The organism is Kocuria sp. CPCC 205297, assembly GCF_040981035.1.
Lineage (GTDB): Bacteria > Actinomycetota > Actinomycetes > Actinomycetales > Micrococcaceae > Kocuria > Kocuria marina.
The window spans coordinates 121,090-136,138 of sequence record NZ_JAVKPY010000005.1; the positions used below are offsets into that span (position 1 = coordinate 121,090).

Below are 15,049 nucleotides of genomic sequence, written 5' to 3' on the forward strand. Positions count from 1 at the left end.
GGACCGCCTGATCTTCCGACTGCAGGGTTCGTTTCCAGGGTAGACCAGTTTCAGTCGAGCAGTTCGCCCGTCTCGATGTCCACAGCGGGCTCCCGGGCCTCGGTGCCGCCCCCGAGGGTCTGCGCGACCTTGGTGGCCAACGCGGGCCCGAAGCCCTTGACCTCGAGGATCTCCTCCGCGGTGGCGGCGCGCAGTTTCTTGACCGAGCCGAAGTGCTTGAGCAGGGCCTTCTGCTTGGCCGGGCCCAGCCCAGGCACGTCGTCGAGCGCGGAGACCGTCATGGCTTTGGAACGCTTCTGCCGGTGGAACGTGATCGCGAAACGATGGGCCTCGTCGCGCACGCGCTGCATGAGGAATAACCCTTCCGAGGCGCGGGGCAGGATGACCGGGAACTCGTCGTCGGGCACCCACACCTCCTCGAGCCGCTTGGCCAGACCCACCACGTGGACGTCGTCCACTCCGAGGTCTTCCAGGGCGCGCTGGGCCGCCGCGACCTGGGGCGGGCCGCCGTCCACGATCACGAGATTGGGGGGATACGCGAAGGCGCGCGCGGGCGCGTCGTCGGCGTCCGGGGCCACCTCCCCGCTGTGCACGCCCTTCTCCGCGGCGCGGCGCTGCTGTTCGAGGTGGCGGGAGAACCGGCGGTGGATGACGTCGTACATGGACGCGGTGTCGTCCCGTGCGGCATCGCCAGTGATCGAGAACTTGCGGTACTCCGACTTGCGCGGCAGACCGTCCTCGAACACGACCAAGGACGCGACCACGTTGGTGCCCTGGACGTGGGAGATGTCGTAGCACTCGATGCGCATGAGGGCATCCGGGAGGTCCAGGGCCTCCTGCAACTGCTGCAGGGACGCCGAGCGCGTGGTCAGGTCCCCCGCGCGGCGGGACTTGTGCAGGGCCAGCGCCTGGCGCGCGTTCTCCGCGACGGTCTCGAGCAGCTGCGCCTTGTCACCGCGCTGGGGCCGTTGGATGGCCACCTGGGAACCGCGCAGCTCACTGAGCCAGTTGCGCAGCTCGTCCGCCTCGTCCGGTTCCGCGGACACGTACACCGTGCGCGGGATCGTGTCCTGGCGGTACGCGAGCTCGGACGTGCGGCGGTGCTTGGCGACCACGTCCGTGCTCCCGCCTGCGGTCTGTTTCCTGCGGGCCGACGGCGCGGGGGCCAGTTCCGATTGCGCCTCGCCGTAGACCTGTTGCAACAGGTGGGTCATGAGCTGGGCGGTCGTGACGTCCTCGACCTTCTCGGTGATCCACCCGCGCTGACCCCGGATCCGGCCACCACGCACGTAGAACACCTGGACCGCGGCCTCGAGCTCGTCCTCGGCGATCGCGAAGAAGTCCGCGTCCGTGGTGTCCGCGAGCACCACCGTGTTGCGCTCGAAAGCCCGTTCGAGCGCGCCGACGTCGTCGCGGCGTGCCGCAGCGGTCTCGAAGTCCATACGCTCGGCGGCCTCGTTCATTTGCCGCGTGAGTTCCCGGATGTACGGCTTGGCGTGCCCGGCCATGAAGCGGCACAGGTCGTCGGCGAGCCGGCGGTGGTCCTCGCGGGAGATCTCCCCCACGCACGGCGCCGAGCACTTGTCGATGTAACCCAGCAGGCACGGCCGGCCACTGCGCTCGGCGCGCTGGAACACACCCTTGGTGCACGTGCGCACGGGGAAGACCCGCAACAGGGCGTCCAGGGTGTCCCGGATGGCCCACGCCTGGGAATAGGGGCCGAAGTAGCGGTTGCCCGGTTTCTTCTCCCCGCGTGTGACCATGGCCCGCGGGACGTCCTCGGACATCGTGACCGCCAGGTACGGATAGGACTTGTCGTCCCGGTAGGCGATGTTGAACCGGGGCGCGAACTCTTTGATCCACGTGTACTCGAGCTGCAGGGACTCGAACTCCGAGCCCACCACGGTCCACTGCACCGCCGCGGCCGTGGTGACCATGGTGCGGGTCTTGGGCGCGAGCTGGTGCAGGGGCGCGAAGTAGGACGAGAGCCGGTTGCGCAGGTTCTTGGCCTTGCCCACGTAGATCACACGGCCGTGTTCGTCCCGGAACCGGTAGACCCCCGGATTGGTCGGGATGTCCTGTCGGGCCGGTCTGTAGCTCGCCGGGTCAGCCACGCCCGGCGTCCCTCTGCACGGACGGGGACACGTTGTACACGTCCTTGCGCGGTTGCCCGGATAGTCCCGCGATCGTGGTCATGATCTGCTCCACGTGGGTCTTGCGCAGCTTGCCCGTCTGATGCCCGTGGGACTCCGGTGTGGGGATGGGCTCTCCCACGTGCATCTCGAACTTGGCGGGGCGGATCATGGTAGCCCCGGGCGGTTGCAACCGCTGGGTGCCGATCAGCCCCACGGGCACCACCGGGGCGCCCGTGACGTAGGCCAGGTAGGCCACGCCGGAGTGCCCGCGGTACAGGTAACCGTCCCGGGAGCGCGTGCCCTCCGGGTAGATCCCGAACACGTTGCCCTGCTTGAGGTGTTCCACGGCAGGATCCAGGGCCGCCACGGACTCGCTCTGCTGACCGCGGGTCACGGGGATGATGTCGATGAACTCGAAGGCCTCGCGCATGAGCTTGCCCTTGATCCCGGGGCTGTTGACGTACTCCGCCTTGGCGATGAACTTGACCCGGCGGGGCATGAACGCGGAGATGATGACCGAGTCCAGGAAGGACAGGTGGTTGGACGCGATGATCACGGGGCCGTCCTGCGGGAGGTTCTCCAGACCCGTGATCACGGGACGACACAGCAGCCTCAGGGCGCGCGCCACCGAGGCCTTGGTCAGGTCGTATTTCGTGATCACTGCTCGCTCCCCTACCGGTCCGTGTATTGCTGGAGCAAGTGTGCCAAATCCCCGGGCTCACGAGCGACAGCGGCACACACGTCCCGCAGTTCCCCGAGTTGCGCGAAGCCCCATCCTGCGCCCAGGCAGTCGATGCCGTGGCTGCGGGCACCGTCGGCGTCGTAGCTGCGGTCCCCGATCATCACGGTGCGTGCGGGGTCCGGGGGCAGCGCACCCATGCGCCGCAGCGCCTCCCCGATGATCGCGGGCTTGTCGTGCAGCCGCCCGGACCCGCTCGGTTGCGCGAGATCGTCCGCGGCGCCGCTCACGGTCTCGAAGTACTCGTCCAGCCCGAAACGCGACACGACCTCCACGGCGATGTGTTCGGGCTTCTGGGTGGCCACGGTCTGACGCACGCCGCGCTCGCGCAGCGACCCCAGCACCTCGCGGACACCCGGATAGACGCGCGAGCGGTCCAGGCCCTCCGCGAGGTACCCGGCGCGGTACACCGCGGCGACCTCCGCGATCCGGTCCTCGGGGACGTCCGTGAACCGGCGCAGGGACTCCCCGATCGGTGGTCCCACGAAGCGCCCGAGGTTCTCGGGCACGGCGAAACCGCACGAGCGCAGGGCGCCGGCGATCCCGTCCGTGATGGCCCCGGCGGGATCCAGGACCGTGCCGTCCAGGTCCCACAGGACGATGGGGCTCTGGACGCTCATGCCCGGTCCCCCACCGCGGACTCGGCGCGCTGCCGGTTCTCCTGCGTCCCGCCGGCCGGTTCCGCGTCTTCCTGGGCATCCGCGCCGTCCGCGTCGCTGCGGTGGGCGGCCTCCCGGGCGGCGGAGTGCTCGAGCACCTCGCGTACGAACTGCCCCGTGAAGCTGTCCTTGTTGCGAGCGACCTGCTCCGGGGTGCCCTGTGCCACGACCGTGCCACCGCCGGATCCCCCGTTGGGGCCCAGGTCCACGATCCAGTCCGCCGACTTCACGACGTCCAGGTTGTGCTCGATGGTCATGACGCTGTTGCCCTTGTCGACCAGGCTCTGCAGCACCATGAGCAGCTTGCGGATGTCCTCGAAGTGCAGACCCGTGGTGGGCTCGTCCAGGACGTAGATCGTGCGCCCGTTGGAACGCTTCTGCAGTTCCGCGGCGAGCTTGACGCGCTGAGCCTCACCGCCGGAGAGCGTGGTGGCGGGCTGACCCAGCCGCACGTACCCGAGGCCCACCTCCACGAGCGTGGTGAGGTAGCGCGCGATCGCGGTGAACGGCGCGAAGAACTCCGCCGCCTCCTCGATGGGCATGTCCAGGACCTCCGCGATGTTCTTGCCCTTGTAGTGCACCTCGAGGGTCTCGCGGTTGTAGCGCGCGCCCTTGCACACCTCGCACGGGACGTAGACGTCCGGCAGGAAGTTCATCTCGATCTTCAGCGTCCCGTCACCCGAGCATGCCTCGCAGCGCCCGCCCTTGACGTTGAACGAGAACCGGCCTTGCTGGTAGCCGCGGACCTTGGCCTCTTGGGTCTCCGCAAACAGCTTGCGGATCCGGTCGAACACGCCCGTGTACGTGGCCGGGTTGGAGCGCGGGGTGCGCCCGATGGGGCTCTGGTCCACGTGCACGACCTTGTCCAGGTGCTCCAGACCGTCGATGCGCCTGTGCCGACCGGGCACCTGCTTGGCGCCGTTGAGCTGATTGGCCAGGCTCGTGTAGAGGATGTCGTTGACGAGCGTGGACTTCCCCGAACCGGAGACGCCCGTGACGGCCACGAAGACCCCGAGCGGGAAGTCCACCGTGAGGTTCTGCAGGTTGTTCTCCCGCGCACCCACGACCGTGAGCTGCCGCTTCTTGTCCACGGGACGCCGCGTCGTGGGGACTTCGATCAGCTTGCGGCCGGTGAGGTAGTCGGCCGTGATGGACCGGCGGTTCTCGAGCAGCTGGTCGTAGGTCCCGGAGTGGACCACGTCCCCACCGTGCACGCCCGCGCCCGGGCCCACGTCCACGATCCAGTCGGCCTCGCGCATGGTGTCCTCGTCGTGCTCGACCACGATGAGGGTGTTGCCCATGTCCCGCAAGCGCAGCAGGGTGTCGATGAGCCGGCGGTTGTCGCGCTGGTGCAGCCCGATGGACGGCTCGTCCAGGACGTAGAGCACGCCCACGAGCCCCGCACCGATCTGGGTGGCGAGCCGAATGCGTTGTGCCTCCCCGCCGGACAGCGTGGCTGCGGCCCGCTCCAGGTTGAGGTAGTCCAGCCCGACGTCGATCAAGAACGTCAGGCGCGCGATGATCTCCTTGAGCACCTGGTCACCGATCCTGGCCTCGCGGGTGTCAAGGTCCAGCTGCTGGAAGAACGCGAGGGAATCGCGCATGGGCAGGCGGGTGGCCTCGGCGATGTTCTTCCCGCCCACGGTGACCCCCAGGATCGTGGGGTTCAGCCGCGCTCCCCCGCACTCGGGGCACGCCACCTGGCGCATGTACTGCTCGTAGCGGTCCTTGGCGTGATCGGACTCGGTCTCCTCGTGCTTGCGCTTGATATAGCCGAACACGCCCTCGAAGCCCTGCGTGTACCGGCGCTCGCGGCCCCACCGGTTGCGGTAGGCCACGGTGACCTTGTAGTCCTTGCCGTGCAGGATGGCCTTGCGTGCCTTGGCCGGCAGGTCCTTCCACGGGGTCACGAGGTCGAATCCGGCCTCCTCCCCGAGTCCGGCGAGCAAGCGGTTCCAGTAGTCACTCGTGGCTTTGCCCAGGGACCACGGCGCGATGGCGCCCTCCACGAGGGACAGGTCCGGATTGGGAACCACGAGGTCCTCGTCCACCTCGAGGCGCGAACCGATGCCGTCGCACTCGGGGCACGCGCCGAACGGGGCGTTGAACGAGAACGAGCGCGGCTCGATCTCGTCCGTCTGCAGCTCGTGCTCGTTGGGGCACGCGAGGTTCTCGGAAAACGTGCGGCGAGTCTCGTGCCACGGGGACTGCTCGCCCTCACGGGTCACGAGCTCGATGACCACGCGTCCGTCCGCGAGGTTCAGGGCGGTCTCGACCGAGTCGGTGAGCCGCTGCCGGGCGTCCGGCTTGGCCATGAGGCGGTCCACGACCACGTCGATCGTGTGCTTGTACTGCTTCTTGAGCTTGGGCGCGTTCTCGAGCTGAACGGTCTCGCCGTCCACGACGGCGCGCGCGTATCCCTGGGTGCTCAGCTGCTGGAACAGGTCCTGGAACTCGCCCTTGCGGCCCTTGACCACGGGGGCGAGGACCATGAACCTGGTCCGCTCGGGCAGCTCGAGCAGCTGGTCCACGATCTGCTGGGGCGTCTGCTTGGTGATGGGCTCACCGCACACCGGGCAGTGCGGGTGGCCGATCCGCGCCCACAGCAGACGCATGTAGTCGTAGATCTCGGTGATCGTGCCCACCGTGGAGCGCGGGTTGCGCGAGGTGGACTTCTGGTCGATGGACACCGCCGGGGACAGCCCCTCGATGAAGTCCACGTCCGGCTTGTCCACGCGGCCCAGGAACATCCGGGCGTAGGAGGACAGCGACTCCACGTAGCGGCGCTGACCCTCGGCGAAGATGGTGTCGAAGGCCAGGGAGGACTTCCCGGACCCGGACAACCCCGTGAACACGACCATGGAATCGCGGGGGATGGTCAGATCCACGTTCTTGAGGTTGTGCTCGCGGGCACCCTGCACCACGATCTCGGTCAGGTCCGAGACACCGGAGGCGCGGGTGCGCGGGGCACGGTCGTGGGCCACTCGTTCCGCGAGCACGGAGCTCGACGAACGGTCACTGGGGGTTCGGCGGGTTTGCTCAGACACGGCAGTCACTCTATTACCAGCCACCGACACGACGAGCGGGTCCAGGGACGAATCAGCGCAGCGCGCAATGCGACCTCCCGGCCGGATCGCGCGCTGCGCCGTCGTCCGTCGTGTCCCCTGCGAGTGGACAACTCACTCGGCAGCGGGGCACCCTACTCGGCCCGGTGCCGAGGGTGGGGATGCGGGTGCGCGGTCCCCGCGGAGTCGGGCTCGACCGGCGCGGCGTGGGCCCCGCGGGCCGAACGCGCCGTCTCCTCGGCGCGCTCGCCGTGGGAGCGCCGCAGCCCGGAGGCCTTGGGATCGACCACGGGCAGCTCACCGGTCTCCGCGTGCTGCATGCGCAGCCCGGCCGCTTCCACGGGGTTGACGCGCTTGGTCACCAGGGTGATCTCACCCGTCTCCGGGTCCACCTCCGCGACGTCCACCGTGGTGCGCAGCGGCACCTCCTTCATGAGCAGCACGCACACCAGGGTCACCAGCGATGCGATCCCGGCCACGAGGAAGAGCAACCCGGTCCCGGTGCCGTACGCCTCACGAATGGCCTCCAGCACTGCCGGGGGCAGCCCCGCGAGGTCGATCGACGCGGCGTCGGGCGTTTGGTGGGCATCCAGACCGTGGTCCGCGGCAAACTGGGACATCTCGCTCGAGAGGTGACGCGTGAGCAGCGCCCCGAACAGAGACACCGCCACGGCGCCACCCACGGTGCGGAAGAATGCGACCGCGGAGGACGCGGAGCCCATGTCCTTCAGGCCCACGGTGTTCTGCACGGCGAGCACGAGGTTCTGGTTCAGCGTGCCCACGCCCAGACCCACGAGGCAGATGAAGATGCCCACGAGCCACGCGGGCGTCGCGTGGGTCAGCTGGGACGCCAGGAACAGACCGATCACGAGGATTACCGCGCCCGCGATCAACACCCGCTTCCACCGGCCGAAACGCGTGATGAGCTGGCCTGCGACCATGGAGCCCAGGAACGATCCCACGACCTGCGGGAGCATGAGCAGCCCGGATTCGGTGGGTGTGTAGCCCTGGCCCAGCTGGAAGTACTGACCCAGGTACGTCGTGGACGCGAACATGGCGCCACCCGTGGCGATCGCCGCGATGATCGCGAGCACGGTGGTGCGCTCGGTGACCACGTGCAGGGGCATGGTCGGTTCGCTCGCGCGCCGCTCCACCAGGATGAACGCCAAGGTGCTGAGCACGCCCACCACGATCAGCAGGATGGACTCCCACGAACCCCAGTCGAAGAGCTTGCCCGCGAAGGACACCCACAACAGCAGGGAGGACGTGGCCACCGCGAGCAGGGCCATACCCAGGAAGTCCACTGTGGGCGCCGTCTCACGCGTGGTCTCGGGCAGGTGCAGCGTGCGCACGATCAGCACGGCCGCGAGGATCGACAGCGGCACGGGGATCAGGAAGCACCAGCGCCACCCGAACGCGTCCACGATGAGCCCGCCCAGGAGCGGGCCCACCGACGTGGCCACGGCCATGACCGCGCCCATGTACCCGGCGTACCGGCCGCGCTCGCGCGGCGGGATGATCGTGCCCAGGATCGTCTGGGCCAGCGCCATCAGGCCGCCCATGCCCACGCCCTGGATCACGCGCGCCACCACGAGCATGGTGATGGATCCCGCGAGACCCGCGGCGGCGGAACCGATCACGAAGATCGCGATGGCCATGAGCAGCAGCTTTTTCTTGTCGAAAAGGTCCGCGAGCTTGCCCCACATGGGGGTCGTGACGGCGTTGGCCAACAGGGTGCCCGTGACCGTCCAGGACAGTGCCGTCTGGTCTCCGCCCAGGTCCGCCATGATGACGGGCAGTGCCGTGCCGATGATGGTCAGGGTGACCATGGCCATGAAGAACGCGGCCAGGATGCCGGTCAACGCCCGCAGGACGTCCCGATGCTCCTGGTCGCTCGTTCGCGTAGTACGCGCCTTACCGCGTGTGTCCTGGGCTGCCGTCACGGGCTGTTCTCCTTTCCGCGACCGGGGTCACCGGACGCCGTGGGGTGCGGGGATCCGGGCTGCGCCCCGGGCTCCGGCACGATCGTGGCCGCCGTGACCCGGGACATGCCCAGTGATGTCAGGAAGAGTTCGGTGAGCCGGTTGAGGTCCACGCGTGTGCGTTCTGCCTCGTCCTCGCCCAGGTCGCCCAGACGGGCGACGAGGGTCTCGGCGTCCGCGCGCAGGTTCGCCTCGAGGGCCTTGCGACCCTCGGCGGTGATCTCCACGATCTGCGCGCGTCCGTCCTCGAGATCACGTGTGCGGGTCACGTACCCGAGGTGTTCGAGGGCGCTCAGGTGTCGGCTCATCCCTGAAGCCCCGAGGCCGGACTCGGCCACGATGTCCTTTGCCCGGCGTCCGGGCACGCACGCGAGATAGCTCAGGATGTTGGTGTGCACCATGGACAGTTCCCGGTGCAGCGCCGCTGCCTTGAGCACCTTGCGGGTCACGCGTTGCAGCTCGAACAAGTCGCGCACGAGCTCCTCGGCGGTCGCGTGTGACACGCCCATCCACTCCCCCGTTCCTCGGGTGCCGGGCCCGTAGCGCGCGGTCCGCACCCGGTGCGGGCGGTCATGAGTTCATTGCTGCCCACCCGGGCGATCCGCTGGGTTCGCAGGACTCGGCGGCCGACGCCGCTCGGTCGGGCGAGCACGCGGCGCTCGGATGCCGCCAGCTTATTTATTTGCTTCGCGCAACTATATATCTTGACGCTCCGGTAGTCCATCACCGGGCGGGTCGTCTGCGTTACACGCACCTCCCCGCGCGCGGCCGCGTATTAGCCCGGCGTGACTCGGCGGCCTAGAATCGGGGGCATGATCGCTACCCAGACCGAGATCACGGAACTCGCCGACATCACCATCCGCCGCATTTCGGTGAGCGAGATGGACAACAACGTGTACCTCCTCACCTCCAAGGAGCACGGCACGCAGGTGCTCATCGACGCCGCGGACGACGCCCGCGCCATCGCCGGTCTCGTGGCCGCCGGGTCCGGGGACTGCTCCGACTGGGGGAACCTGCAGTTGATCATCACGACCCACTCGCACTGGGACCACGTGCGCGCGCTGGAGTCCGTGGCCTCGCACTCGGAGGCCATGACGGCGTGCGGTGCCGCGGACGAGAACGACATCTCGGTGCCCATGGACCTCACGTTCGAGAACGGGGACACCGCCGAGCTCGACGGTTTCGAGCTGGACGTCATCGAGCTGCGCGGGCACACCCCAGGCTCCATCGCGGTGGTGTACCGGGACCCGTCCGGGCCCGCCCACATCTTCTCGGGTGACTCCCTCTTCCCCGGCGGTCTCGGCAAGACGAACTCCCCCGAGGACTTCCAGCAGCTCTACCAGGACGTCACCGAGCGGATCTTCGACGAGTTCCCGGACGACACCGTGATCCACCCGGGCCACGGCGACCCCACGACCCTGGGCGCCGAACGCCCGCACCTGCAGGAGTGGAAAGAACGCGGCTGGTGAGCGTCGCCTCGTCCGGGGCCGCGGCCCCGGCGCGTAACACGGCGGACCGGGCCGCGTACGTCGCCGTCTTGGCCTTCCCCCTGTTGGTGCTCGCGGGCGGGGTGGTCGGATACGCGTTCGCCCCCACGGTGCACCAGGCCGCGGGCTGGACGAATCCCCTGCTGGGTCTGGTGATGTTCGGGATGGGACTCACTCTGCGTCCCGTGGACTTCGCGCTCGTGGCCAAGCGCCCGGTCCCGATCGTCGTGGGTGTGTTGGCCCAGTACGTCCTCATGCCGACCATCGCGCTGCTCGTGACCTGGCTGCTGCGACTGCCCCCGGAGATCGCGGCCGGCGTGATCCTCGTGGGCTGCGCCCCGGGTGGCACGTCCTCCAACGTGGTGTCCTACCTGGCCCGCGGTGACGTGGCCGTGTCCGTGACCATGACGTCCATCTCCACGCTGCTCGCCCCGCTGCTCACCCCGTTCCTCACGCTGTGGCTCGCGGGCGCGTATATGCCGCTCGACGGCGCCGCCATGGCCAAGTCGATCGCCCTGATCGTCCTACTGCCCGTGCTCGCGGGACTTATGGTGCGCCTCACGCTACCCCGCGTGGTCGAGCGTTTGCTACCCGTGCTGCCGTGGGTGTCGGTACTCGGCATCGCCGTGATCGTGGCGGTCGTGGTCTCTGGCTCGGCGGACAAGATCATCCAGGCGGGACTGCTCGTGCTCGCCGCCGTCGCGATCCACAACGTGCTCGGGTATTTGCTGGGTTACGCGGTCGGCCGAGTAACCGGACAGCCGGCCCCCGTGCGCCGGACCACCGCGGTGGAGGTCGGCATGCAGAACTCCGGACTCGCCGCGGGTCTCGCGGCGCAGTACATGTCCCCGCTCGCAGCCCTGCCCGGCGCGGTGTTCTCGGTGTGGCACAACCTCTCCGGCGCGGTCTTCGCGCTGCTGTGCCGCCGGGCGGATTCGGCCGCGGCGCGGCGCGCGAACATCTGACGACGTCGCGACGTCGTTCCCGTGCACCTCCACAGGACACGCCCGTATGCGTGTCCGCGGGGGCCGATAGGCTGACGGGGATGAAACTCCTCGATTCCCTGGCCCCCGATCTCTCCGCCCCCGGGCACCGGTACCTGCGCGGTGATTTCGCGTCCAACCCCCTGAGCGAGGACGAGATCTACGAGGGGTTCCTCGGCTGGATCGCCTCACGGGACATGGAGCTGTACCCCGCCCAGGACGAAGCCGTGCTGGAGGTCGCCAACGGGTCCAACGTGATCCTCGCGACCCCCACGGGATCGGGTAAGTCCACCGTGGCCGTGGCCGCGCACTTCGCGGGGCTCGCTCGCGGGGCTCGCTCGTACTACACCGCGCCCATCAAGGCCCTGGTGTCCGAGAAGTTCTTCGACCTGTGCGAGATCTTCGGCGCCGAGAACGTCGGCATGGTCACGGGTGATTCCGCGGTCAACCAGAACGCCCCGATCGTGTGCTGCACCGCGGAGATCCTCGCGAACGTGGCCCTGCGTGAGGGTGCGGAAGCGGACCTCGGCGTGGTGATCATGGACGAGTTCCACTTCTACTCCGATCCCCAGCGCGGCTGGGCGTGGCAGGTGCCGCTCATCGAACTGCCCCAGGCGCAGTTCCTGCTCATGAGCGCGACCCTCGGGGACGTCACCCGCATCGAGAACCGCCTGAACGAGACCACGGGCCGTTCCACCGCGCTCGTCTCCTCTGCGGAACGCCCCATCCCCCTGCACCACTACTACTCCGAGCGCCCCGTCCACGAGGAGCTCGAGGACCTGCTCAGCACCCACCAGGCCCCGGTGTACGTGGTGCACTTCTCGCAGCTGCAGGCCGCGGAACAGGCCCAGAACCTGATGTCCGTGGACGTCCTCAGCAAGGACGAGAAGCAGCGCGTGGCGGAGCTGATCAAGGACTTCCGCTTCTCCGCGGGCTTCGGCAAGACGCTCAACCGGCTCGTGCGGCACGGGATCGGGGTGCACCACGCGGGCATGCTGCCCAAGTACCGCCGCCTCGTGGAACAGCTCGCCCAGACCGGGCTGCTCAAGGTGATCTGCGGGACGGACACCCTAGGCGTGGGGATCAACGTGCCCATCCGCACCGTGCTGATCACGGCGCTGTCCAAGTTCGACGGTCGCCGCACCCGCCGGCTCAGCGCCCGCGAGTTCCACCAGATCGCGGGCCGCGCGGGCCGCGCCGGCTACGACACCGCGGGGACCGTGGTGGTCCAGGCCCCCGAGCACGTCATCGAGAACGAACGCGCCATGGCCAAGGCCCGGGCCAAGCACGGGGACGATCAGAAGAAACTGCGTCAGGTGCCCAAGAAGAAGCCGCCGGAGGGCTTCGTGTCCTGGAGCCGCAAGACGTTCGAGTCGCTCGTGGCCGCCCAGCCCGAACAGCTCACGTCCTCCTTCGCGATCACCCACTCCATGGTCCTGAACATGCTGCAGCGGCCCGGGGACAACATCGGCGCCGGGTACCGCTTGCTCACGAGCGTGGACGAACCACGGCCGCGCCAACGCCTGCTGCTGCGCCAGGCGCTCGCGATCCTCAAAGAACTGCTGCGCGCGGGCGTCGTCGTACGCCTGCCTGAGCCGGACGAGACCGGGCGCCGCTACCGGCTCACGGTCGAGCTGCAGGAGAACTTCGCGCTGAACCAGCCGCTGTCCCCATTCGCGCTGGCCGCGCTCACCCTGCTGGACCCGGAGTCGGAGACGTACGCGCTCGACGTCGTCTCGGTCATCGAGGCCACGCTGGAGAAACCGCGCCAGGTGCTGAACCTGCAGGAGAAGAAGGTCAAGGGCGAGGCGCTCGCGACCATGAAGGCCGACGGCCTCGAGTACATGGAACGCATGCGTGAGTTGGACGAGATCACGTACCCCCAGCCGTTGCGGGAACTGCTCGAGCAGTCGTTCGAGACCTACCGAACTTCCGCCCCGTGGGTCGCACAGTTCGAGCTTTCCCCCAAGTCCGTGGCGCGGGACATGTACGAGCGCGCCATGACGTTCGGGGACTACGTACAGTTCTACGGTCTCGCCCGCTCCGAGGGCATCCTGCTGCGCTACCTCTCGGACGCGTACAAGGCCCTGCGCCAGACGGTCCCGGTGGACGCCACGACCGAGTCGCTCACCGACCTGGTGGAATGGCTCGGGGAGAGCATCCGCCAGACCGACAACTCCCTGCTGGACGAATGGGAGAAGCTGGCCTCCGGGGAGGAATCCCCCATGGGCACGGGCGCGGACTCCCTCAAGGAACTTGTGGCCGAACAGCCGGAGGGCGTCACCGCGAACCCCCGTGCGTTCCGCGTGATGGTGCGCAATGCCCTGTTCCAGCGCGTGGAACTGTTCGCGCAGGAGAAGGACAAGGTGCTCGGGGCCCTGGACGAGAGGACCGGGTGGGACCGCGACCGTTGGGCGGACGCGATGGACACGTACTTCGACGAGTACGAGGACATCTACACGGACGCCCAGTCCCGCGGGCCGTCCCTGATCCGCATCACCGAGGACCCCGAGGGAATGACCGGGTTCTGGACCGTCACGCAGGTCTTCGACGATCCGGACGGGCACCACGACTGGGGTATCAACGCGCGCGTCGACCTCGCGGCGTCGGACGAGGACGGCTTCCCCGTGGTCCTCGTGGACAACGTGGGTCCCATCACCGACACGAGACGCTGAGCACCGGTCATCCCGAAAGTCATGCATGTGGAGACGCATCATCGGATAATATGCACTTTAGGATGCATAGGGTGAGGAGGAGTTCGTGTTCGCCCTGACGATCGACCGCCGCGATTCCCGCGGCCGCGCCGCCGAGCTGCACATGGGACGGCAGCGCACGGCTCTGCAGGAGGAACTCCCCCGCCCGGTCCTCGATTGGGAGATCAGCGCGGGCGATGAGCTGCAGGCGCTCTACGACGACGCCGCCGCGATCGTCCGCGCGGTCCTCGCGCTCGCCGACGCCGGGCACTGGCACGTGGGCGTGGGCATCGGCGCGGTGGACGACCCCCTGCCGTCGTCCGTGCGCGAAGCTACGGGCGAGGCCTTCGTGGCCGCGCGGGATGCCGTGAACGCCGCGAAGGAGCGCGGCCGTCCGGTCGTGGCCGGCAACGAGTGGGCGCGGCGCGCGGGCAGCGTGGTGGATCTGGTGTGCGCCGTGCGGGCCCGGCGTTCCGAGGCCGGGGCACAGGCCACGGAACTCGCCGACCGGGGGCTCACGCAACAGGAGATCGCCGAGGGGCTCGGGATCACCCAGTCCTCGGTGTCCAGGCGGCTCAGCGCAGCGCTGTGGCACGAGGAACACACGGTCCACGAGACCCTCGAGGCGTTGTTCCGACTCGCGGACGAGCACTCCCCCTCTGGCCACGCTCCGGACGCCGCGGCCCCCTCAGCGCAGGACGCCACCTCCTCGAAGGACGCCCACCCATTGAAGGACGTCTCCTCGCCGGAGGATGTCGCCTCGAACGGCGACACCACCTCGGGCGGTGACGCGTGAGCTTCCTGCGCCCGCTCACCACCGCGGTCCTCCCCGCAGCCCTGGTGCTGACCACCGCGATCTGGACCGTGCTCGCGGGGACCGTGCCCCGGGAATGGGCCTATCCCGCGCTGCTGATCGCCGGGGCCCTGTCCGGCGACCCTGTGGTGCGCGGGGTCTTCCGCTTCGCGGACGTCTCCCACGAACGCCCGCGTCCGACGAAGAGCCCGTGGGACGACTCCGAGGCCACGGCGGAACCCGTGGACCCGCCGCTGCGCGGAGGTCTCGTCATCGGTGCGCTGGAACGCGCCGGCGCCATCGTCTCGCTGCTCACGGGCATGGTCGCCGGGATCGGCGTGGTCGTGGCGATCAAGGGCCTGGCCCGCTACGGCGAGTTCACCAACGCCCAGCAGCGCGAACAGTTCATCATCGGCACCCTCGTGTCCCTGCTATGGGCCGCGTTGTTCGCCGGTGCTGCGCTGTGGTGCACGACGCCGCGGGGCCCGTTCCCAGGATAGGGAACGGGCCCCG

11 protein-coding genes are annotated in these 15,049 nt (G+C 68.8%); 5 read left to right on the forward strand and 6 right to left on the reverse strand.

Annotated elements, in window-relative coordinates; genetic code table 11:
• Positions 1 to 50 precede the first annotated feature (50 nt).
• From uvrC to RF650_RS06105, 6 genes are all read right to left on the reverse strand, one after another.
• Positions 51 to 2,114: an excinuclease ABC subunit UvrC gene (gene uvrC, locus RF650_RS06080; RefSeq protein WP_368814419.1), complete on the reverse strand. Its 2,064-nt coding sequence runs from the start codon at positions 2,112 to 2,114 to the stop codon at positions 51 to 53.
• Entirely contained in the window at positions 2,107 to 2,796 is a 690-nt protein-coding gene (locus tag RF650_RS06085; RefSeq protein WP_082943338.1) for a 1-acyl-sn-glycerol-3-phosphate acyltransferase, read from the reverse strand. The genes uvrC and RF650_RS06085 overlap by 8 nt, the downstream gene beginning before the upstream one ends.
• 11 nt (positions 2,797 to 2,807) lie before the next feature.
• A complete protein-coding gene (locus tag RF650_RS06090; protein ID WP_131332891.1) occupies positions 2,808 to 3,494 on the reverse strand; it encodes an HAD family hydrolase in 687 nt (228 codons plus the stop codon).
• Positions 3,491 to 6,517 (reverse strand): excinuclease ABC subunit UvrA, encoded by a 3,027-nt coding sequence (gene uvrA, locus RF650_RS06095; protein ID WP_368814456.1) that lies wholly within the window; start codon positions 6,515 to 6,517, stop codon positions 3,491 to 3,493. The genes RF650_RS06090 and uvrA overlap by 4 nt, the downstream gene beginning before the upstream one ends.
• A 215-nt stretch (positions 6,518 to 6,732) precedes the next feature.
• Positions 6,733 to 8,541 carry an MDR family MFS transporter gene (locus tag RF650_RS06100; protein ID WP_131332890.1) on the reverse strand — a complete coding sequence of 603 codons (1,809 nt, stop codon included), beginning with the start codon at positions 8,539 to 8,541 and terminating at the stop codon, positions 6,733 to 6,735.
• Positions 8,538 to 9,089 carry a MarR family winged helix-turn-helix transcriptional regulator gene (locus tag RF650_RS06105; protein ID WP_131332889.1) on the reverse strand — a complete coding sequence of 184 codons (552 nt, stop codon included), beginning with the start codon at positions 9,087 to 9,089 and terminating at the stop codon, positions 8,538 to 8,540. The genes RF650_RS06100 and RF650_RS06105 overlap by 4 nt, the downstream gene beginning before the upstream one ends.
• 303 nt (positions 9,090 to 9,392) lie before the next feature.
• Here RF650_RS06105 and RF650_RS06110 point away from each other — a divergent pair, with 303 nt between their 5' ends.
• The 5 genes from RF650_RS06110 (at position 9,393) to RF650_RS06130 (ending at position 15,036) form a co-directional block, all read left to right on the forward strand.
• On the forward strand, positions 9,393 to 10,049 hold the full coding sequence (locus RF650_RS06110; RefSeq protein WP_131332888.1) for an MBL fold metallo-hydrolase: 657 nt from the start codon (positions 9,393 to 9,395) through the stop codon (positions 10,047 to 10,049).
• Positions 10,046 to 11,032: a bile acid:sodium symporter family protein gene (locus RF650_RS06115; RefSeq protein WP_242670679.1), complete on the forward strand. Its 987-nt coding sequence runs from the start codon at positions 10,046 to 10,048 to the stop codon at positions 11,030 to 11,032. Before RF650_RS06110 ends, RF650_RS06115 begins: the two co-directional genes overlap by 4 nt.
• Before the next feature lie 80 nt (positions 11,033 to 11,112).
• Positions 11,113 to 13,725 carry an RNA helicase gene (locus RF650_RS06120; protein WP_131332886.1) on the forward strand — a complete coding sequence of 871 codons (2,613 nt, stop codon included), beginning with the start codon at positions 11,113 to 11,115 and terminating at the stop codon, positions 13,723 to 13,725.
• 85 nt (positions 13,726 to 13,810) lie between these two features.
• On the forward strand, positions 13,811 to 14,539 hold the full coding sequence (locus RF650_RS06125; protein WP_207387891.1) for a sigma factor-like helix-turn-helix DNA-binding protein: 729 nt from the start codon (positions 13,811 to 13,813) through the stop codon (positions 14,537 to 14,539).
• Positions 14,536 to 15,036, forward strand: a complete 501-nt coding sequence (locus tag RF650_RS06130; protein WP_131332885.1) for a hypothetical protein — start codon at positions 14,536 to 14,538, stop codon at positions 15,034 to 15,036. The genes RF650_RS06125 and RF650_RS06130 overlap by 4 nt, the downstream gene beginning before the upstream one ends.
• Positions 15,037 to 15,049 lie beyond the last annotated feature (13 nt).

What these genes read in the sequence shown, in the direction of transcription:
- RF650_RS06110 (WP_131332888.1), top strand. Translation starts at nt 9,393, where the DNA reads ATGATCGCTACCCAGACCGAGATCACGGAACTCGCCGACATCACCATC.
- RF650_RS06105 (WP_131332889.1), bottom strand. Translation starts at nt 9,089, where the DNA reads ATGGGCGTGTCACACGCGACCGCCGAGGAGCTCGTGCGCGACTTGTTC.
- RF650_RS06120 (WP_131332886.1), top strand. Translation starts at nt 11,113, where the DNA reads ATGAAACTCCTCGATTCCCTGGCCCCCGATCTCTCCGCCCCCGGGCAC.
- RF650_RS06090 (WP_131332891.1), bottom strand. Translation starts at nt 3,494, where the DNA reads ATGAGCGTCCAGAGCCCCATCGTCCTGTGGGACCTGGACGGCACGGTC.